The organism is Glaciimonas sp. GG7 (assembly GCF_052976905.1).
The window spans coordinates 1-20264 of sequence record NZ_JBRIIQ010000073.1; the positions used below are offsets into that span (position 1 = coordinate 1).

The 20264-nt window shown below is 54.4% G+C and carries 16 protein-coding genes and 2 pseudogenes; 3 read left to right on the forward strand and 15 right to left on the reverse strand.

The genetic code is table 11. The annotated features are described in order from the left end of the window. From ACVBEF_RS15425 to trxB, 14 genes and pseudogenes are all read right to left on the reverse strand, one after another. On the reverse strand, window positions 1–1135 hold a 1135-nt coding region (locus ACVBEF_RS15425; protein ID WP_447124822.1), incomplete at its 3' end, for a tyrosinase family protein. A gap of 371 nt (window positions 1136–1506) precedes the next feature. Then, window positions 1507–1932, reverse strand: a complete 426-nt coding sequence (locus ACVBEF_RS15430; protein WP_447124823.1) for a hypothetical protein — start codon at window positions 1930–1932, stop codon at window positions 1507–1509. A 30-nt stretch (window positions 1933–1962) separates the two neighbouring features. Continuing rightward, window positions 1963–4002, reverse strand: a complete 2040-nt coding sequence (locus ACVBEF_RS15435) for a multicopper oxidase family protein (RefSeq protein WP_447124824.1) — start codon at window positions 4000–4002, stop codon at window positions 1963–1965. A 284-nt stretch (window positions 4003–4286) separates the two neighbouring features. Next, window positions 4287–5416, reverse strand: a pseudogene (locus ACVBEF_RS15440) (Gfo/Idh/MocA family protein). A gap of 39 nt (window positions 5417–5455) precedes the next feature. After that, window positions 5456–6511, reverse strand: a complete 1056-nt coding sequence (locus ACVBEF_RS15445; protein ID WP_447124825.1) for a sugar phosphate isomerase/epimerase family protein — start codon at window positions 6509–6511, stop codon at window positions 5456–5458. A 194-nt stretch (window positions 6512–6705) separates the two neighbouring features. Then, window positions 6706–7668, reverse strand: coding sequence for a substrate-binding domain-containing protein (locus ACVBEF_RS15450; RefSeq protein WP_447124826.1), 963 nt, complete (start codon window positions 7666–7668; stop codon window positions 6706–6708). Window positions 7669–7724: 56 nt separating this feature from the next. Next, window positions 7725–8738 carry an ABC transporter permease gene (locus ACVBEF_RS15455; protein WP_447124827.1) on the reverse strand — a complete coding sequence of 338 codons (1014 nt, stop codon included), beginning with the start codon at window positions 8736–8738 and terminating at the stop codon, window positions 7725–7727. Continuing rightward, entirely contained in the window at window positions 8719–10212 is a 1494-nt protein-coding gene (locus ACVBEF_RS15460) for a sugar ABC transporter ATP-binding protein (protein WP_447124828.1), read from the reverse strand. The genes ACVBEF_RS15455 and ACVBEF_RS15460 overlap by 20 nt, the downstream gene beginning before the upstream one ends. Before the next feature lies 1 nt (window position 10213). Beyond that, the gene (locus ACVBEF_RS15465; protein ID WP_447124829.1) at window positions 10214–11242 is read right to left on the reverse strand and encodes a LacI family DNA-binding transcriptional regulator; all 1029 of its coding nucleotides are present in this window, start codon (window positions 11240–11242) and stop codon (window positions 10214–10216) included. Between the two features lie 184 nt (window positions 11243–11426). Then, complete coding sequence (gene fusA / locus ACVBEF_RS15470) at window positions 11427–13529, reverse strand: elongation factor G (protein ID WP_447124830.1); 2103 nt, start codon at window positions 13527–13529, stop codon at window positions 11427–11429. Between the two features lie 17 nt (window positions 13530–13546). Continuing rightward, on the reverse strand, window positions 13547–13675 hold the full coding sequence (locus ACVBEF_RS15475; RefSeq protein ID WP_447124831.1) for a hypothetical protein: 129 nt from the start codon (window positions 13673–13675) through the stop codon (window positions 13547–13549). Window positions 13676–13822: 147 nt separating this feature from the next. After that, window positions 13823–14494 (reverse strand): Smr/MutS family protein, encoded by a 672-nt coding sequence (locus tag ACVBEF_RS15480; protein ID WP_447124832.1) that lies wholly within the window; start codon window positions 14492–14494, stop codon window positions 13823–13825. 62 nt (window positions 14495–14556) lie between these two features. After that, complete coding sequence (locus ACVBEF_RS15485) at window positions 14557–14748, reverse strand: hypothetical protein (RefSeq protein WP_447124833.1); 192 nt, start codon at window positions 14746–14748, stop codon at window positions 14557–14559. A 67-nt stretch (window positions 14749–14815) separates the two neighbouring features. Then, window positions 14816–15781, reverse strand: a complete 966-nt coding sequence (gene trxB / locus ACVBEF_RS15490) for a thioredoxin-disulfide reductase (protein ID WP_447124834.1) — start codon at window positions 15779–15781, stop codon at window positions 14816–14818. A 374-nt stretch (window positions 15782–16155) separates the two neighbouring features. Between trxB and ACVBEF_RS15495 the strand changes: the two genes are divergently transcribed. Next, a complete protein-coding gene (locus ACVBEF_RS15495; protein WP_447124835.1) occupies window positions 16156–18492 on the forward strand; it encodes a DNA translocase FtsK in 2337 nt (778 codons plus the stop codon). A 51-nt stretch (window positions 18493–18543) separates the two neighbouring features. Further along, window positions 18544–19197, forward strand: coding sequence for an outer membrane lipoprotein chaperone LolA (gene lolA / locus ACVBEF_RS15500; protein ID WP_447124836.1), 654 nt, complete (start codon window positions 18544–18546; stop codon window positions 19195–19197). Between the two features lie 220 nt (window positions 19198–19417). On the opposite strand, the gene fdxA is transcribed toward lolA, so the two are convergent. After that, window positions 19418–19768: a ferredoxin FdxA gene (gene fdxA / locus ACVBEF_RS15505; protein ID WP_447124837.1), complete on the reverse strand. Its 351-nt coding sequence runs from the start codon at window positions 19766–19768 to the stop codon at window positions 19418–19420. 173 nt (window positions 19769–19941) lie between these two features. Between fdxA and ACVBEF_RS15510 the strand changes: the two are divergent. Further along, a pseudogene (locus ACVBEF_RS15510) lies at window positions 19942–20226 on the forward strand (AAA family ATPase); the annotation flags it as partial. Window positions 20227–20264 lie beyond the last annotated feature (38 nt).

The following is a 20264-nucleotide window of genomic DNA, read 5'->3' on the forward strand; positions in this document are numbered from 1 at the left end:
AGGCGTGCTCTTTCTCACCCTCGCTCTTTCTGAACGGATTGAGCGGAGACTCCAGGGTTAACCATGTGTTCGGTGCCATGCCAGGGGTAGGACCTTGATTGTCAACAGTATTGCTCCCCGGATACTCTGGAATAAGTTCAAGACGATGGGTAAAGCCGTGCTTCTGCTGCCACATCCAAAATACACGGTCAACGAAACAATGGTGAAAGTAAAAAATTGGATCGAGACCTGCGGTATCGTTTTCCCCCATATCGCCATTCGCTCCCGGTATCGGGGATCTATCGTAAGTAGGCAGATCGCAACCTCCCACGGCCAAGTGGATGCTATTGTGCGGGCTCTCCAGTGGTACGACCTGCACAGCATCTTTAGCGCGGTCCTCGTTCCATTGAGCGGCGGAGCTTGTATTGGAAAAGACGGTAAAGTTGGGAGCATCGAGGCAACTGCTGTATTTCCCGTGCACATTAGTTGGAATGACCTGACCTTTAACCTCGACGCTCGAGTTGAGCCAGTTCGTCACATTTCCATTCAATATTCCCACGTTGGTTTCGTAGTCCGGATACTGTGCATTGTGTTTTTTCGTCGCTTCTATATCGGCGGGTGTACCCACAAGACCCGATAACGGATAACGTACGGTTTCATATCCCTTGGGCTTAGTGTAGTTGTCCGTTTCCGATGAGGTATTGTCAAAAATGTTTTTATTGAAAACAAATGAGCGCAGGGGATTCGGGATCGTTTTTCCGTCAAGTACGAAAGTTTCTCGGGTAAGCGCCCATGGAATCCCATTTTTTAGAGATTCGGCGCTGGTTTCATCCCAATACGGCATCATTACATCCGCACATCCGGGGATGCTTTGCAAAGCCTCTTCTACTTTCAGCAGATACATCCGATGCCAGGTTGGAAATAGAACATTCCCATGATTGCAGTAGCCACCCCAATAGTCAGCACTTCCCCAGCCAGCTCCGCGGAAGGGTTCGCCGTGATAGCCACCCAGGACAAAGAATGAGCGCAGGTTGTCAGCTGGAAGTTCCTTAATACCTTTCCATGCACGCATCAAATCTTCTAAAGATTTCTTATGACCCTTACTGTAATCGTCTTGCAGTATCTGGATGGACTGACGAACTCTGAGCTTTGACATGTTGATCTCCTGATGGGTGCGTGAATGTAACTACTTGGTGGGCATGTCTGGAAAAACTGGTGAGGCCAAACGCGTTTATCAGCGCTTAAAAAATCTTGCCGCCGTACACATAATCTGAGTTCTCAAAGAATGGATTTTGTGGCTTCACGAAACGTTTTACGAACATGCATTGTTGTACTGCGTTGCGTATCCCGACGGAAGTAACGTTACGGTAACAATGCGTAATGTTGATCGTTACGTCTGCAGATCGTATTTGGACAACGTAGTAATGCCAGGGTAAATTTGTCTACAAAAAAATACTGCCCCCTACGAGAGGAGGCAGAAAAATGTCAATCAATTCACCGACGTCTACGGAAAAGCCGCCGCCGGGTTCAGCCCGACTTGACGGCAATAAAGGAGGCCACCAAGCCGGCGGCCTCACCGTCGTGCGGTTTAACCCGGATGACCGAGCCGGTGATGGCTGCCACCTGGCCTACGCCATTGGGCCAGTGCTCCGTCATCGCGCCGTCGTAGTCATAAAAATAGTACTCGGTCAAGGTTCCCGGCCGCCCGCTTCCCACCATATGCAGTCGCGCAGGTGCGCCAGCCTGTGCTGGGACCACCGTGCCTTTCAGGTCCATGATGGCGTCGGTCCCGAAGCTGAGCGTGCCGTGCAATACCGTGTCCGCCGTGTCTTGTACGGTCCACTGGCCCTCAGCGAAGAACAGCGCCTCTAACTTCAGCGGGTCGCCGTTGGTCGGGGCGGTGTTGTTGAGGAAGCTGCGGTACGTCCAAGTGCCAGCAAAGGGATTGCGCATGGTGTTCTCCTGATGGTGGTTGGTGGAGGATCAGTGCTTGCCAGGGTCAGAATGGCCTGCGTGTTGCATGCCGACCATGCCGATTCCACCGCCAGGCGCGCTGGTGTCGGGCACAATCTGGATATTCGCCATCATGCCGCTGTCTTCGTGGTCCAGAATGTGACAGTGGATGACGAATTCCCCGATATAGCGATCGTATTTTGTCCGAATCAACACTTGGTAATTGTTCTGCACAAACACTGTGTCTTTGAAAGTGTGCGACATACCGCAATACTGGTTTTCCAAGCCAAGCGAATCCGGTTTTATCAAGCATTCGCCGTGCGGCCCGAAGATGCTCTTGCCATCATGGGTCACATCCATCACTTCAAAGGGATTGACATGAATATGGAAGATGTGCGGCTCGCCGGCTGAGGTAAGTAACCAATCCTCGGTGGCACCAAGCTGACGGGTAAAGTCAATACGATCGGGGTTATATGCCTTGGCGTTGATATAAAATCCAAACGCTCCATTAGGGTTGGGAGTAGCTGGCGGCGCGGGTAGGGTGCCGATGTAAAACTCTACCGGGACAGGATGCCAGGAGTTGGACGCCGGACCAGACTCCGGCATCCCGCGCCACGGTGTGAGGTCACCCCGCAACAGTCCATCCAGCGCAGCTTTGGGCAAGCCTTCGTCGTGTTCATTACCGTCATAGAGCGCCTGCTGTATATATTTTTCCACATCGCCCGTCACGGCTTTTCCATCTTTGACGACCACTGTCGCCAAAAGCTGGGTTTCATTTGGACCCTGGCCTCCGCCAGTTTGTTTTTTTGCATTGACGCGCTCTGCGGGAGTGGCCGCCTGGTTCAACACACAGTAGGTGCCGTCGTGCGGAAATACCACCAATACGTCACTACGATATCCCGGCTGTAGGAAATTGCTGCCTATGCCCCCGCTGACACTCTTTTTGTTCAGACCTATGGAGCGGATCGCTGTGCGCGTCAGTCCGTCTGCGGCAATTTCAAACTGTGGTACTAAATTAACCGGTTTCACGGGACAAATCTCTGCAATTGTCGGGGCTTGCTGTTTTGGGCTGCCGCTCAAAATACCGTGTAGCGGAAGTTGGCCCTTGTCACCCTTAGAAACCATCGGGACAATCTGCAAATTGATCGTATCGTGGATGCCCGCATGGACAAAGCGCCAGCGCAAAATCTCGCCAGCCTTTATGTTTTGAATTAACGGCTGCACGGCCCCGTTGATGCTGGTAAAACGCCCACTAGTGTCCCATACCGTAGCCGAAGCCAACTGCAAGCCGAAATTTTCGACGACACCAGTCGCATTTGGAGGGCAGTACCAAGTCTTATCCTTAGTGAGGATAATCTGGTTGTTAGCATCGAAGCATGCATAGGGTATTTGTTGGAAGGCGAATACCTGCTCTTTGATCGGCGAGCCAGTTGCGTCGTGCAAAATTGTGTCGATATCGCCTGAAGCGCCTCCGGTGTAAGCCCTGTGGCCACGGACGATCAGAACTCCCGACGCACCACTAGCGACCTGCACAGCCGTTGATCCATGGCGATGTGCGTGGTACCAGAAGGTGCCCGACGGGTGGTCCGATGGGATGTTGATCTCGTATCCGAACCGGGTCTGCGGGGCGATGTTGAGCAGTACGTTGTCGCTGTTGCCAGCTGGCGAGACGTGCATGCCGTGAACATGCAAATTGATGGTGTTGAAACAGCCCGGCGAACCGTCTGTCGGGTCGGTTCCGTTCGGGCAACTTGGATCGTCCACGCTCAGGTCATTGATCAGATTGACGCGCAGAGTGTCGCCGGGCAGGGCTTCGATAAGTGGGCCTGACAGGCAGCCGCCATAGGAGCGCAGGCTGACCTTATCCTTCGTGCCATTCGGATTGCTCGGGTTGTTGATCTCGTTGGGGCGTACTTCTACCTGCAGAGTCAGCTTGAGGTCATGGCCGTCCCGGCTAATGTCGCCGTCCGGCTGGCAGCCTGCGGCCGTGGCGGGCTGCGCGTTACGCTTTAGCAGGGTACCTGGTTTGGCGGGCTGGGCTGGTGCCTTTTCCGTTAGGCTGGGTAGCATCAGGAAGGGTTGGGCGATGGGTTCGGCCTGCACGTGCTGGGATGTCCAGCACAGCGTCAGGGCCACAATGAGGGCTTGATGTGATTTCATGGCGGATTCTCAATTACCGTTAGATAGAACAAGGTTCGATTTCAAACAATGACAGTTCTACGCTATTGGGTATCTTGGAATAAGTATCGTTACGGTAACAATCAGGTAACGTTTTGCTGCTCATCGGCAGGCCCTTTCTATACGCGGGGCCTGCCTTGCCGGGACGATTTTTACGTAAGTCCTATTGTTCTTAATTACCGCGCGATATCAGTCCATCGTCCGTCATCCTTATGACTACGAATAGCCGCCTCAATAAACGCCATTCCCGCCACCCCATCATTCACATCCGGCAGCCAGCGTGTCGCCTCAGGAATCGGTAGCCCGGCGTTGATCGCCTGCCCAACTGCAAGGCTGCATCCACATACAATTGCGCGAACGCTTCAAAGTAGCCTTCGGGATGACCGGCTGGCACACGCGTGGCGTGCATGGCGGCGGCGCTGGTGACCCGGCCCGGGGTTAAGCGTTGGGCGTTGCCGCCTTGTGGGGTGAGCCATAATTCATTTGGATTTTCTTGATTAAAGGCTAGCTGGGCCTTGCTGCCGTATAGCCGGATGCGGATGGCGTTTTCACAGCCTGTTGCGACCTGCGTGGCCCACAGCGTGCCGCGTGCGCCGTTGGCGTAGCGCAGCATGACTTGGACGTGGTCATCGATCGGGCGTCCGGGGACGAAGGTGTTGAGTTCTGCCAGCAGTTGGGTCGGGGTCTGGCCGCTGATGAATTGCGCCAGATGCCAGGCGTGCGTGCCGACATCGGCTAGCGTGCCGCCGGGGCCGGAACGTAAAGGATCGTGGTGCCAGTTGTCGGCTGCGCCGGTGTCGGTTCTGCCGATCGTGGCGGCCAGCCAATCTTGTGAGTATTCGACCTGTAGTAAGCGCAATTCGCCTATCTCTCCGGCTTCAACTAACGCCTTGGCGTGGCGCACCATCGGGTAGCCGGTGTAGGTGTGGGTCAGTGCAAAAATGCGGTTTTTTTTCTTTGCGAGGGCTGCTAAGGCGCGGCCTTCTTCCAACGAAATCGCCAGCGGTTTGTCGCAAATAACATGGATGCCTGCTTCTAAAAATGCGGTGGCAACCGGTGCATGCAAATGGTTGGGTGTGACGATGGCGACGACGTCGATTCCATCGGGGCGTGCGGCTTCTTGCCGTGCCATTTCGCGGTAATCGCTATAACTCCGGCTGGGATCGATACGCGCCTCTTGCGCGCTGGCAGCTGCGCGGGCCGGGTCGCTCGATAACGCACCGGCGACCAACTCGTAATAATCATCGAGCCGCGCAGCACTACGATGGACTGCGCCGATGTAGCCGTTTTGTCCACCGCCGACCATGCCTAGTTGTAAACGTTGTTGCATTGTTGTTTCCTTTAATTACGGTTTCAGGCCGAGTAGTGTGTTGATCTGATGTTGATCGATTGTGCCGCTGGCAAAATCATCAAAAGCGCGCTGTGCGACTCTGATGATATGGCGTGCAATGAAGTCGGCCCCTTCCGCTGCGCCGTCTTCGGGATGCTTGAGGCAGCATTCCCATTCCAACACAGCCCAACCGGGGAAATTGTATTGCGCCATTTTGGAAAAAATCGCCTTGAAATCAATTTGCCCGTCGCCAAGCGAGCGAAACCGTCCGGCCCGATCTTGCCAGTCGGAAAAGCCGCCGTAGACGCCTTGTTTTCCATTGGGCCGGAACTCTGCATCCTTGACGTGAAATGCTTTGATGCGTGCATGATAAATATCGATGAAGGCGAGATAGTCGAGTTGTTGCAGCATGAAATGGCTGGGGTCGTACAGAATGCAGGCGCGCGGGTGCTGGTCTACGGCGGCCAGAAATCGGTCAAAGCTGATGCCGTCATGCAGGTCTTCGCCGGGATGCAGTTCGTAGCAGAGATCGACCCCGGCAGCGTCGAACGCGTCGAGTATCGGTCGCCAGCGTGCGGCTAGTTCTGCGAATGCGGCCTCAACCAAACCGGGCGGGCGTTGCGGCCAGGGGTATAGGTAAGGCCATGCCAATGCGCCTGAAAAAGTCACGTGGGCTGTCAAGCCGAGTCGTTGCGATGCTTGGGCGGCGAGCATTAACTGGTCGATGGCCCATGCGGTGCGTCCTGCCGGATTGCCGCGCACATGCGGGGCGGCGAAGTTGTCGAACAAGTCGTTATACGCGGGATGGACGGCGACTAACTGCCCTTGCAGATGGGTGGATAATTCGGTGAGTTGTAAGCCGTGTCCGGCTAAGAGTGCAGTGATGTCGTCGCAGTAAGTTTGGCTTTCGGCTGCCAGCTTCAGGTCGAACAGGCGCGGGTCGGTGGGTAGTTGCAACCCTTTATAGCCGAGGTCGGCGGCCCATTTTGCCAGGTGCGCGAGGGTGTCGAATGGGGGGAGTTCTCCCATGAATTGGGCCAGAAAGATGGCGGGGCCTTTGATGGTTTTCATGGCGTTATCTTTAGGGTGTGTTGACATTTGAATTTAAGAAACTCCGTTCGTACTGAGTAGCCCAACGGGCGTATCGAAGTATATACATGCGTCGGTGTATCTTCGATACGGCACTGCGTGCCTACTCAGTCTGAACGGACTAAGGGGTCATCTCAATTTTTGAATATCACCACTTTGGTATCAATTACTGATACTTAAAACGGCGAATCAGGGAAATAAAACTCCTTAGCATTTTCCTTGGTAATCAAGACCGAAGGAATAATCGTATTGGCAGGTAATTTAGTCCCTTTCAAGCGTGCTTCGGCAGTAATTTTAATGGCGTCATACATAAACTTTGGCGAGTAAGAAACGTCGGCCACGATATGCGGATCGGACCCGTCCATGATTTTCTTGACCGCACCTTTTGCGCCTGCACCGCCGAAAATTTCTTTGATATCGGTACGCTTAGCTTGCTCAATGGCTTTCTGAACGCCAATCGCCATATCGTCATCGGCAGCCCAGACTGCATCGATTTGTTTAAAGCGTGTCAAATAATCCTGCATCACTTTGAACGCATCGTCACGATTCCAGTTACCGTATTTTGCGTCCAGAATTTTCATTTCAGGATGGCCTTTGATGACTGCATTAAAGGAATCAAAGCGGGTATTGTCGAGCGTTGTTGGCATGCCGCGCAGGACCACAATATTGCCTTTGCCATTCATCCGTTTTGCCAGATATTCGGCAGGCAATTTGCCGAAAGCGGCGTTGTCACCGGCAACGTAAGCATCTTGCGCGTCGGTCGTGGTCAGGCCGCGATCAACCACGGTGACGTAGACGCCTTTGTTTTTAACTTGGGCAACGGGTTGCGTCAGTGAGGCCGATTCGATCGGAAAAATCACCAGCGTATTGATCTTGTTGATCGTCACCATATCTTGCAATTGATTGGCTTGCTCCGGCGCGGTGGCGGCGGTTTTGACGATGATTTTTAAACCGGGATGGGCTTTTTCCAATTCTGCTTTGGCTTCATTGGCCCACCAGACGATACCGGCGGTAAAGCTGTGGGTCGCCGTCGGGATGGCGACACCCAGGACGACGTTTTCAGCAGCAAGTACAGGTAAAACAGTTAAGGCCAGCAGTCCTGCACCGACGATACGGGTGATGCGGGTAGTACGGTTCATGGTGTTTCCTCCAGGTTGTGGGGCTTAAGTGGCCCCTTATAAAAATGGTGTACTGATCAACGACGATTGCGCTGCAAAAACGCCACAGCAATAATGACGATCCCCTGTACCGCCGCGTTCAGATACACGCTGATAATGCTGGTCAGGTTAAGAATGTTGCTGATGACGGAGAGTAGGATGGCGCCGATCACAGTGCCGACTATGCGTCCCTCGCCACCTTTGAGCGCAGTACCACCGACCACAACGGCGGCGATGGCTTCTAACTCCCAGAGCAAGCCGGTGGTCGGTGAGGCTGAACCCAGACGGGGAACGTAGAGGATGGTGGCGACCCCGACGCACAGTCCGAGAAAAATATAGGTCGAAATTTTTACCAGATCGACCCGGATCGCGGCGTAGCGTGAGACTTGTTCGTTCGATCCGATGGCTTGTACGTGGCGGCCAAAGGTGGTGCGATTGAGGAGGACTGCGCCGCTGAGTGCGACAAATAAAAATATCCAGATCGGAATCGGCACGCCGAGCACACTGGTGTAATACACCGGGCTATACAGGTCCGATAATTGATTGTCGAGCGTGAGCGCGCCGCCGTCGGCCAGATAGGTCAGAAAAGCACGGAAGATCCCCAGCGTTCCCAGCGTCACAATGAATGGCTCGATTTTGCCTTTGGTAATAAGCAGGCCGTGTATCAGGCCAAACCCGGCTCCCAGCACCAGCGCCATCACGATGCCCAGCACCACGATAGTCAATGGCGCAAAGTGCATGCCGCCTGTGCCGTGCATCAATGCATTCATGAAATAAATCATGCTGCCGGCAATCAGAGCGGCCATGGAGCCGACCGATAAATCGATCCCGCCGGAAATAATCACGAACGTCATCCCGACGGCGATGATGCCGATAAAGGCGGTGCGGGTGAGCACATTCATCATGTTATCGACGGTGGCAAAGTCAGGATTGAGCAGGGTCCCGACGATGCATAAACCGATCAGGCCGAGTAATGGTCCGAGGTTTTTGATGCGTAGCAAGATGGCCGCAGAATAGGTGCGAACGCTGGTTTTAATGGGTACCGGTTGCATGTGCGATCAACTCCTCTTCCGTCAAATGCTCGCTGTCGAGCGTGGTTTGTAAGCTGCCTGCGCGCATCACGGCGACGCGATGGCACAGGCCAATGAGTTCGATTAATTCGGATGAAATGACGATCACTGCGCGACCTTCGGCGGCTAGTCGGTGGATCAAGAAATAGATATCGCGTTTGGCACCGACATCGACGCCACGGGTGGGCTCATCGAGAATGATGACGCGCGGGTCCGGATGTAAAAATTTGGCCAACGCCAGTTTTTGCTGGTTGCCGCCGGACAGCATGCTGGCCTTGATATTGCTGTCGCGCTCGCCGGTGCGAATGTTGAATGCTGCCGCAGCGCTGCTCATGGCCTTTTTTTCGGCCACCAGATCGAGCCACGGATGGGCATAGCGCTCGACCGTCATCATGGTCAGGTTTTCGCGCAGCCCGAGATTGACGTGCAAGCCTTTGCCTTTGCGGTCTTCGCTCAGATAGGTCACGCCCTGTTGCATGGCTTGACGCGGATTGCGTAAATCGATCACCTTGCCGTTGAGGGTAATGGTCCCGGCACTGCGCGGGCGCAATCCGATGAGGGCTTCGAACGATTCTGTGCGCCCGGCACCGACCAGACCGGCGAAGCCTAAAATTTCTCCGGCGCGGATCTCGAAGGACACATCTTGCGACCAGCCGGGGACAGATAAACCATCGACTTTGAGCAAAATCGGGGCGTCGCTGGCGGCGCGGGATTTGTCAGGGAACATGGCCGACAAATCGCGCCCGACCATCAGGTTGGCCATTTGCTGCCGGGTTAAGCTGGCGGTGGGTTCACGCGTAATAAAGCGACCATCGCGCATGACGATGACTTCATCGGTGATGCGTTCGACTTCATCGAGTTTGTGTGAGATATATAAAATCGTCACGCCGTCGGCATTGAGCTGTGCCATCAGCGCAAACAAGCGTTGCGTCTCGGACGAGGTGAGGGTGGCGGTCGGTTCGTCCATGATCAGAAACCGGGCGTTGCGTGCCAGTGCTTTGGCGATTTCGACTAACTGTTTTTCGGCCACGATTAATTGCCGGACTTTGGTGTCGGGACTGACATCGAGGCCGACTTGTTGCAAATAGCGTGCGGCCTCACTGCGCATGGTCTGATCGTCTAAGAGCCAGCCTTTGTGTTTTTCATGACCAAGAAAAATATTCTGCGCCACCGTCAAATGCTCGGCCAGATTAAATTCCTGATGGATCAAGACGATGCCGCAGGCTTCAGCTGCGCGGGAACTGGTGAAGCTTTGCGGCTGGCCGTCGATGATTAACTGTCCATCGCTGGCGGTTTCATAGCCCGCTAAAATTTTCATCAGGGTCGATTTGCCAGCGCCGTTTTCGCCCAGCAAGCCATACACACGCCCCGGCGTGAGATCAAAGCTGACCCCGTGCAAAACGCGCACGGGGCCGAAATCTTTGCAGATATTCTTGAAGTTGATGGCGACGCTCATGTCAGGTACTCCCACGCAAGACCAGATGATGGTTGAGTAATACGCTGTGCACCGGCGTGCTTGGTGCGCTCAGGCGTTGTAAGAGCAGGTTGGCGGCGGTTTCGCCCAAGGCACGCATGGGCTGGGCAATCGTCGTCAGGCCGGGATCGATCTGGGCAGCAATCGCAATATCGTCGAAGCCGATTACGGCAACGTCAGCCGGGACGCGCTTGCCGAGCTGGCGCAAGCCGGTTAAGACGCCGATGGCGAGCGTGTCGGAGACGGCAAAAATCGCCGTCGGCGCATCCGGCAGCGCCATGATCTCCAGGGTTGCCGCAGTACCGGCGGCGTAATCCAGACTTTGCACGGTCCGCGACCATGCTGGCAGCGGGGTCAGACCGGCAGCCTGCATGGCATCGAGATAACCAGCTTGCCGCTGACGCGCATACAGATAGCGTTCGTCGGAGTTGATCAGGCCGATACGACGATGTCCGCGTTCGAGTAAATGGCGCACGGCGTCTCCGGCGGCCCGATAGTTATCGATGCCGACATAGGGCACGGCGGCCGTGGGATCGAACTCGCAACAGGCGACCCACGGCAAGTCCGTGGCGGCGTTAGCAGATGCGTGCTGGATCGTGTCGGGATCGAGGCATATGGCACCGTCGGCGCGGTGGCTACGGAGTAAATCGAAATAAGAGCGTTCTTCGGCGGCGTCCGCGCCGGTATCGCACAACAGCACAAAATAGCCATGCTGACGCGCCACGGAATTGATCCCGCGCACGATCTCGGCATAAAACGGATTGCCGACGTCGGGCACCATTGTCAGCAGCAGACGGGTCTCAGCGGTGCGCAAGTTACGGGCAAGATAATTCATCCGATAGCCTAAGGCCTCGACTGCGGCTAAAACCTTCTCGCGAGTCTTTGGACGTACGCCGTCCTGCGCATTCATGACGCGCGATACGGTGGCGACAGAGACACCTGCATGCGCTGCTACAGCAGTAATCGACACTGGCTGATCGGAGGGCGAAGGTGAGGATTCGATGGGGTGCATGACAAATGAATAAAAAATGTAATCGATTACATTTTTAGTTCGGCGATGCATATTAAGCAAGAACAATCGATGTTGCGATGCGGTAGGGATGGGGTTATGCGTTCTGAAGTAGCTCCCTTCTCCCGCTGGCGGGAGAGGGGAGCTAGTTCAGACCGCATACACTCAACCTTATGCAGCCCTCCGACTACCCGTGCGTCACCCTGATCTGCTCCAGAACATGCTTCGGCACCGCCGCGTAATGTTTAAATTCCATGGTGTACGTTGCCCGTCCTTGCGTGAGTGAGCGCAGGGTCGTGGAATAACCAAACATCTCCGCCAACGGGACTTCAGCCCGAATAGTTTTGCCACCGCCGCCCGCGATATCGTCGGTGCCTTGCACCATCCCGCGCCGCGATGACAGATCGCCCATGACGTTGCCCATGAAGTCTTCCGGCGTTTCTACTTCGACCATCATCATCGGTTCCAGCAAGATGGGATTGGCGCGCCGCATGCCTTCTTTGAAGGCGATGGAGCCAGCCATGCGGAAGGCGTTTTCGTTGGAGTCAACGTCGTGGTAGGAGCCGAAGGTGAGCGTGGCGCGCACATCTACCACGGGGTAGCCAGCCAGGACGCCGTTCTTTAACGTTTCCTGTATCCCTTTGTCTACCGCCGGGATGTATTCGCGCGGGACTACGCCGCCTTTGATGGCGTCGATAAATTCATAGCCTTTGCCGGGGGCGAGCGGTTCTAGTGTAAGCACGACGTGACCGTATTGGCCGCGGCCGCCGGATTGTTTGATGAATTTGCCTTCGATGTCTTCGACGGTTTTGTGGATGGTTTCGCGGTAGGCGACTTGCGGTTTGCCGACATTGGCTTCGACGCCGAATTCGCGCCGCATGCGGTCAACCAGAATTTCCAGATGCAGCTCGCCCATGCCGGAAATGATGGTCTGGCCGGATTCTTCGTCGGTATGCACGCGGAAGGACGGGTCTTCTTGCGCCAGACGGTTTAGGGCGATGCCCATTTTTTCTTGATCGGGCTTGGTTTTCGGTTCGACCGCCTGGGAAATAACCGGCTCTGGAAAAATCATGCGCTCAAGGATGATGACGTGTTCCGGGTCGGAGAGTGTGTCGCCGGTGGTCACGTCTTTGAGACCAACGGCGGCGGCGATATCACCGGCGTAGACCTCTTTGATTTCTTTGCGCTCATTGGCGTGCATTTGCAAGATGCGGCCTAGTCTTTCCTTTTTGCCTTTGACCGGGATATACACCGCATCGCCAGAATTGATGACGCCGGAGTAGACGCGGAAAAATGTCAATTGACCGACGAAGGGATCGGTCATGATCTTGAAGGCGAGGGCGGAGAAGGGTTCGTTGTCGGCGGGATGGCGCTCGATCTGCTGATCGTTTTCGTCATGCCCGAGGATGGCCGGGACGTCTAGCGGCGACGGCAGATAGTGGACTACCGCGTCGAGCAGGGCTTGCACGCCTTTGTTTTTGAAGGCGCTGCCGCACAGCATCGGCACGATCTGATTGGCGACGGTGCGCAGGCGCAGGCCGTCGATGATGTCGGCTTCAGAGAGTGGTTCGCCGCTGAGGTATTTTTCCATCAGTGCGTCGGTCGCTTCGGCGGCTTGCTCGATGATGTTGTCGCGCCATTCTTGCGCCAGCGGCATCAGTTCGGCAGGGATATCGTGCGTATCAAAGACGACGCCCTGACTGGCTTCATCCCAAATAATGGCTTGCATCTTGACGAGGTCGATCACGCCTTGAAAGTGATCCTCGGCACCGAGCGGAATCTGGATCGGTACGGGATTACCTTTGAGGCGATCTTTTATTTGCTGCCAGACGCGGAAAAAATCAGCGCCAACCCGGTCCATTTTGTTAATAAATGCAATCCGTGGGACAGCATATTTGTTGGCTTGCCGCCAGACGGTTTCGGATTGCGGTTGTACACCGCCGACGGCGTCATAGACCATGACCACGCCGTCGAGTATGCGCATGGAGCGCTCGACTTCGATGGTGAAATCGACGTGGCCGGGGGTGTCGATAATGTTGATGCGGTGCTCGTCAAAATTGTGGGCCATGCCTTTCCAGAAGGCGGTGGTGGCAGCCGAGGTGATGGTGATGCCGCGCTCTTGCTCTTGCGCCATCCAGTCCATGGTGGCCGCGCCGTCGTGGACTTCGCCGATTTTATGTTTGACGCCGGTGTAGAACAGGATGCGTTCGGTGGTGGTGGTTTTGCCTGCGTCGATGTGGGCGCTGATGCCGATATTGCGGTAGCGCTCGATGGGGGTTTTGCGGGTCATGATGGTGCCTCTATGCGTTAAGTTGATGGCGTGAAACTTGCCGGATGAAGGCGTTGCTTCATCAGTTTACGGGTCAAAGAAGCGCGCAAGCTGCTGCTTCTTTGACCGACATGAATATCGGCAATCAACTTGTCATAGGTACGCATACCAATTCCTTTAAAGCAGGAAACGATAGTTGAAATGAGATTATCAATTTTTCAACTAATTTATATCCCGGCTATAAATATGCGCGTGTTTTGACGCAAAACAATGGCCGTTACAATTTTTAGTTTTGAGGGTGTTGTAAGAGTGGCTTATTCACGCACTTGCGCTTTGAGCAGCACGACGATCGCGCCGGACCCGCCGTCTGCATCGCTGGCCTGACAAAAAGCGATCACTTCGTCAATTTGCACTAGCCAGTCGCGGACTTTGCCTTTTAATACCGGCGTCCCGTTGATCGAGCCGAAGCCTTTGCCGTGAATGATGCACACACAGCGCCAACGGCGTTTGGTCGCCAGTTGTAGAAATTGTGCGAGCGTGTCGCGGGCCTGATCGGTGCGCAGGCCGTGCAGATCAAGTTGCTGTTGAATCGACCAATGGCCGCGATGCAGTTTGGGCAGAATATCGGGACCGATGCCATTGCGGGCGTAGCGTAAATACGCGTCGTCGTCGCGGATGTTTTCGATACTGAATGCATCGGATAGCGAGGCTTGCAGGATGGTCTGCACGTCGGATTGTGCGGATTGTGCATCTAAGCGGGATTTTTTGAGCAGCGGAGCCGGGTGCGATTGATGGGCCGCAATTTTGTCGGACGATTTGATGGGAAATACGCGGCCAACGTGGTGGCTGAACTGCATGCTTTCGTGCTGGGCTTGTTTTTGTTGATGCACACGCTCAGCAGCGGCAGCCTGACGGGCTTCGTGTTGGACTTTGAGGGTTTTGCGCAGCGGTTTGAGGGCGCGGAAATCTTTGATCGGGCCGTGCATGGGGTCGTGGAGGATTTCAGCTCAGGTGATGGGGGAATGACGGCGTTAGCGTGCTTGCGGGCTTATTTTTTCTTTGTGGTCGGTGTGAGTGGTTGAATATTACCGATGCTTTTACGGAAAATGTCGGCGTCGCGCTCGGCTTGCTGTGCCTGCTTCTGGCGCTCTGCGGCTTCGGCCTGTCGGATCTCTTCTTGTACCTTGAGCTTTTGTTGCAGGGCTTTCAGATCGTTGAAGTCTTTGATAGGAGCGGTCATGCTATTTCCTCAGAATAATTGCTGATATAAAAATGCCGTTGCCTGACAGCAGGCAACGGCGTTTTTATTACTCTTCCAAAAAGCGCTGTGCATCCAGCGCGGCCATGCAACCGGTTCCGGCGCTGGTAATGGCCTGGCGATAAATATGGTCCTGCACGTCGCCGGCGGCAAATACGCCCGGAACGCTAGTGGCCGTGGCCATGCCTTCGAGGCCGGTTTTGGTTTTGATGTAGCCGTTATGCATCGTCAACTGACCGTCAAAGATGGCCGTATTCGGTTTGTGGCCGATGGCGATAAAGACGCCGTGCAGGGTGACCGGGGTGACTACGCCGTCAACGGTGGATTTGATGTTCATGCCTGTGACGCCGCTGGTGTCGCCGGTGACTTCTTCTAGCGTGTGGTTGTATTTGATGACGATTTTGCCTTCGGCAACTTTGGCCATCAAACGGTCAATCAGGATAGGCTCGGCGCGGAATTTTTCGCGGCGATGGACTAGCGTGACTTTGGTGGCGATGTTGGAGAGATACAGCGCTTCTTCGACCGCTGTATTGCCGCCGCCGACGACGGCGACTTCCTGGCCTTTGTAAAAGAAACCGTCGCAGGTCGCGCAGGCGGAAACGCCTTTGCCCATGAACGCTTCTTCTGACGGAAGACCTAGGTATTGCGCCGATGCGCCGGTTGCGATGATGAGGGCGTCGCAGGTGTATTCGCCGGAGTCGCCGATTAAGCGGAATGGCTTTTCGGATAGCTTGGTGGTGTGAATATGGTCGAAAATGATTTCTGTGTTGAATTCTTCAGCGTGCTTGAGCAGACGCTGCATCAATTCCGGACCTTGCACGCCGCCATGGTCGCCGGGCCAGTTTTCGACATCGGTGGTGGTCATCAATTGACCGCCTTGCTCGACGCCGGTAATCAAGACCGGATTGAGATTGGCACGCGCAGCATAGACGGCAGCGCTGTAACCGGCGGGGCCGGAGCCGAGGATGAGGACTTTGGCGTGTTTAGTGGGTTTGGTGGGTTTTGCGGTAGTCATAAATAGGTTCTCTGGACGAAAGGTTAAAAGGTAAGTCGGGGATCAGCCAAAAGATCGTTGTCTATTTACAAAGAGTAAATATAAATATTGTCTTGATGCACCAAAAAATGTGACTTAAAACTGGTACGAATTATAGTCCAAGCGCCCGTTTGACGCGTTCCGAGCCGCAATGGTTTGTTCTTCATGCCCCAATTTGCTGTGCCGCAACAAGAGGAGGCAGTTTGCTGCATCGTTTGGCTGCATTCCAGTGCATAATTTCACGTTGTTACATTTGCCAAGTTTGCTTGTGTGCCACGTCAGGTGAAAATAGGCGCTGTGTATTCAGCAATCAATTTCAGTAAGCAATTTCAGTACTAATGAGTATTAATGGATTTATGACTAGAACAACCCAAGCCTATACCCGTAGCGCAAAGCCAAAAGCCGCACCGCCGCCACCGAATCGGCTGGTGCGCTTGCTGTCGGAGGCGCGTTGGATCATTTTTGCGGTGCTGACCGCTTATCTGATGATTATTTTGATCAGTTATTCGAACGCAGACCCCGGTTGGTCGCACTCAAAGGACGTCGTGCGTCTGAGTAATTGGGGTGGACGATGGGGGGCGTATATCGCTGACCTGATGCTGTTTGTGTTTGGTGCGTCGGCCTGGTGGTGGTGCGTGTTGCTATTACGATCATTGTGGAGCGGTTATCAGCGTATTTCGCACAGCCTGATTCTGGAGGAAAAGGACGAGCTGGAGGAGGGCCATCCACAGGAAAGTCTGATTCGCGGCGCAGGGTTTGTGCTTATTCTGATCGGTAGTGCTGGTATTGAATACATGCGGATGTACTCTCTGCACATGCAATTGCCACGCGCGCCCGGCGGCGTGCTAGGTCAATTGATCGGCAGCAATGCACAGAGTGCGCTGGGCTTTACGGGTGCCACGCTGCTGCTGTTGCTACTTTTTGCACTCGGCGTGAGTTTGTTTTTTCATATTTCCTGGCTTACCGTGGTGGAGCGCATCGGTCAGGGAGTGGAAGGGGCGATTCTGTGGGTCAGGAATTTGATCGCCGCCCGTGAAGATCGCCGCGCCGGGTTTGTTGCCGCCGTCAAACGTGAGGAAGTCGTGGTGCAAGAGCGCGCTAAAGCGGTCGAAGCTCCGCCGATCAGGATCGAGCCGCAAATTGTGACGGTGCAAAAGTCTGAGCGGGTTGAGCGCGAGCGACAAACGACGCTGTTTCAGGATCTTCCCGATACCAATTTGCCGCCGCTGTCTTTGCTCGATGAGGCCCCGCCCGTGCAGGTCACTGTCAGCGACGATACGTTGGAATTCAATAGTCGCTTAATCGAGAAGAAACTCTCCGATTTTGGCGTGCAGGTAAAAGTTGTTGCGGCCTATCCGGGGCCGGTGATTACGCGCTATGAAATTGAACCGGCAACCGGCGTCAAGGGCAGTCAGATTGTCGGACTGGCACGCGATTTGGCGCGTTCGCTGTCGCTGACCTCGATCCGTGTGGTGGAGGTGATTCCCGGCAAAATGTTTATGGGCCTGGAGTTGCCCAATCCTAAGCGCCAGATCGTGCGTCTGACGGAAATTCTTAGCTCCAAAATCTATAACGACGGCGTATCGAGCCTGACCATTGCGCTCGGCAAGGATATCGCTGGTCATCCGGTTGTGGCCGATTTAGCCAAGATGCCGCATTTGCTGGTGGCGGGGACGACCGGGTCAGGGAAGTCGGTCGGGATTAATGCGACTATTTTGTCGCTCTTATATAAATCCGATCCGAAAGATGTGCGCCTGATTCTGATCGATCCGAAAATGCTGGAATTGTCGATTTATGAAGGCATTCCGCATCTGCTGGCTCCCGTTGTCACCGACATGCGCCAGGCCGGTCACGCGTTGAACTGGGCCGTCAATGAGATGGAGCGGCGCTATAAATTGATGTCAAAAATGGGCGTGCGTAATCTGGCCGGGTACAACCAAAAGATTGCCGACGCTGAAAAACGCGAAGATAAAATCCCGAATCCGTTTAGTCTCACACCAGACGCGCCTGAGCCATTGGAAAAACTACCGACTATCGTGGTCATCATCGATGAGTTGGCCGATTTGATGATGGTGGTGGGCAAGAAGGTCGAAGAGCTGATTGCCCGGATCGCACAAAAAGCCCGTGCTGCCGGAATCCATTTGATTTTGGCGACGCAGCGCCCGTCAGTTGACGTCATTACCGGTCTGATTAAGGCCAACGTGCCGACCCGGATTGCGTTTCAGGTCAGCAGCAAAATCGACTCCCGCACGATTCTCGATCAAATGGGCGCGGAAGCCTTGCTCGGTATGGGCGATATGCTCTACATGCCGCCCGGCACGGGTTTGCCGATTCGCGTGCATGGCGCATTTGTATCCGATGAGGAAGTCCATCGCGTAGTTGATTATCTAAAGGAACAAGGCGAGCCGAATTACGTCGAAGGTATTTTGGACGGCGTTGTTGCCGAAGATGGCAGCGAGGGCGCCAGTGCTGGCGCAGTGGGCGGTACTGAAGGCGATGAACTGTATGATCAGGCCGTCGCGATCGTATTAAAAAATCGTAAGGCGTCGATTTCACTGGTGCAGCGCCATTTGCGCATTGGCTATAACCGCGCCGCCCGATTGCTGGAACAGATGGAGCAGAGCGGCATGGTGTCGACGATGCAATCTAACGGTAATCGGGAGATTTTGGTGCCGGTAGGGAAGCCTGAGTAAGTCCTATTGAATAATCATGACCATAACGTAATGAAAGTCCATGTGAACCAAATGCAAACGAAACAATTTTGCGTGCGCAAATTGATGCGCACTTTAGCCTTCTCCGCCATGCTGTTGCCCGCTATTGCCAGCGCCAGCGCGCTTGAACAATTCAAAGCCTTTGTCAGCAGCACGCAGTCTGCCAAGGGCGAGTTCACGCAGCGCTTAGTTAAAACGGATAGCGGAACCGAGAAAGCCAAAGTCTCAACGGCATCAACCGGGACGTTTATTTTTGCCCGTCCCGGTAAATTTATCTGGACCTATCTGAAGCCCTACGAACAAGTGCTGCAAGCTGATGGCGACAAACTGTATATTTATGACAAAGATTTGAATCAGGTAACAACCAAGAAACTGGGTAACGCGCTGGGCTCGTCACCGGCAGCAATCCTGTTCGGTAGCAATGATCTGGAGAAAAATTTCACGCTCAAAGAGGGCGCGCCCAAGGATGGTCTGGAGTGGTTGGAAGCGACTCCAAAGGCCAAAGATACGACGTTTGATCACATCAGTATCGGCCTGCGTAATGGCTTGCCGGAGGCGATGGAGTTGCGGGATTCGTTCGGTCAGGTGTCGATGCTGTCGTTCACCCATTTTGTTAAAAATCCCCCTGCGCCGAGTGGTGGATTTCAGTTTGTCGTGCCGAAGGGTGCGGACGTTTTTGATAATTGATAGTTGGTGGAACGCAGTCATGCCCGATAGCGTTTTACTTACCAGAGTGCATTGACTATAAATTTATACAATTAAAACTCGTTCGGACTGAGTAGGCACGTAGTGCCGTATCCTTCGATACGCTGCGCTACTCAGGACGATCGGAAGATGGACATGCATATACTTCGATACGCCCTGAAGGGCTACTCAGTACGAACGGGATGTTTGACTGCAAAACTCACTACGCGTTGGTCTGATTCAGTCCTACATCTAAAAAAACCAATTTCTCCGTCACCGAGCGCCATTTTTCGTGTTCTGGCAGCGGTGCTGTTGAGCGGGTAATCCGCTTCCAGTCTGCCTGTGCGGCCAGTTCAGCGTTTAATTGTATGAAATGGCGTTGATGGTCGGGCAGGTCAATCTCGCTATAAATGGCATTGACCGGGCATTCCGATACACACAGCGAGCAATCGATGCATTCGTCGGGCGCGATGACCAAAAAATTGGGCCCCTCACGGAAACAATTCATCGGGCAGACGTCGACGCAGCTGGTGTATTTGCAGAGGATGCAGGAGTCGGTGACAACGAATGGCATGGCAGATTGTTGAGTGCGTAGGTGTTGAGAAATGTTCAGAGGCGGCGGATTCTCTCATAGACAGCAGTTTTGTGTCCGGGACGCTAATACTGACGGACCAGAGTTGTAGCTGCCGTACTATTTTTTACCGGTTTTTTTGTTAACCAGTCAGTCTTATTCAGAGCCCTTTTTCCATGTCCGATCTATTTAAAGTAGCGCCTGTGCCACCGCTGGCGGAGGCGCTTCGTCCGACGACACTCGATGACGTGATCGGGCAAAGTCATTTGCTGGGCGCAGGCAAGCCATTGCGGCTGGCGTTTGAATCCGGCAAGCCGCATTCGATGATTTTATGGGGACCGCCGGGGGTGGGGAAAACTACGTTGGCGCGACTTACTGCCAATGCTTTTGAATGTGAGTTTATCGCGCTATCGGCGGTGTTTTCCGGGGTTAAGGATATTCGCGCAGCATCGATTCGTGCTTGTCCGTGGTACTCGGCATAGAACTACTGAGTCGGAGA

Excerpts from the sequence above, each read along its gene's own strand:
- ACVBEF_RS15430 (WP_447124823.1), bottom strand. The coding sequence starts at position 1,932 with ATGCGCAATCCCTTTGCTGGCACTTGGACGTACCGCAGCTTCCTCAAC.
- ACVBEF_RS15435 (WP_447124824.1), bottom strand. The coding sequence starts at position 4,002 with ATGCTACCCAGCCTAACGGAAAAGGCACCAGCCCAGCCCGCCAAACCA.
- ACVBEF_RS15450 (WP_447124826.1), bottom strand. The coding sequence starts at position 7,668 with ATGAACCGTACTACCCGCATCACCCGTATCGTCGGTGCAGGACTGCTG.
- ACVBEF_RS15475 (WP_447124831.1), bottom strand. The coding sequence starts at position 13,675 with ATGCGTACCTATGACAAGTTGATTGCCGATATTCATGTCGGTCAAAGA.
- lolA (WP_447124836.1), top strand. The coding sequence starts at position 18,544 with ATGCAAACGAAACAATTTTGCGTGCGCAAATTGATGCGCACTTTAGCC.
- fusA (WP_447124830.1), bottom strand. The coding sequence starts at position 13,529 with ATGACCCGCAAAACCCCCATCGAGCGCTACCGCAATATCGGCATCAGC.
- fdxA (WP_447124837.1), bottom strand. The coding sequence starts at position 19,768 with ATGCCATTCGTTGTCACCGACTCCTGCATCCTCTGCAAATACACCAGC.
- ACVBEF_RS15485 (WP_447124833.1), bottom strand. The coding sequence starts at position 14,748 with ATGACCGCTCCTATCAAAGACTTCAACGATCTGAAAGCCCTGCAACAA.
- ACVBEF_RS15480 (WP_447124832.1), bottom strand. The coding sequence starts at position 14,494 with ATGCACGGCCCGATCAAAGATTTCCGCGCCCTCAAACCGCTGCGCAAA.
- ACVBEF_RS15460 (WP_447124828.1), bottom strand. The coding sequence starts at position 10,212 with ATGAGCGTCGCCATCAACTTCAAGAATATCTGCAAAGATTTCGGCCCC.
- ACVBEF_RS15455 (WP_447124827.1), bottom strand. The coding sequence starts at position 8,738 with ATGCAACCGGTACCCATTAAAACCAGCGTTCGCACCTATTCTGCGGCC.
- ACVBEF_RS15495 (WP_447124835.1), top strand. The coding sequence starts at position 16,156 with ATGACTAGAACAACCCAAGCCTATACCCGTAGCGCAAAGCCAAAAGCC.
- trxB (WP_447124834.1), bottom strand. The coding sequence starts at position 15,781 with ATGACTACCGCAAAACCCACCAAACCCACTAAACACGCCAAAGTCCTC.
- ACVBEF_RS15445 (WP_447124825.1), bottom strand. The coding sequence starts at position 6,511 with ATGAAAACCATCAAAGGCCCCGCCATCTTTCTGGCCCAATTCATGGGA.
- ACVBEF_RS15465 (WP_447124829.1), bottom strand. The coding sequence starts at position 11,242 with ATGCACCCCATCGAATCCTCACCTTCGCCCTCCGATCAGCCAGTGTCG.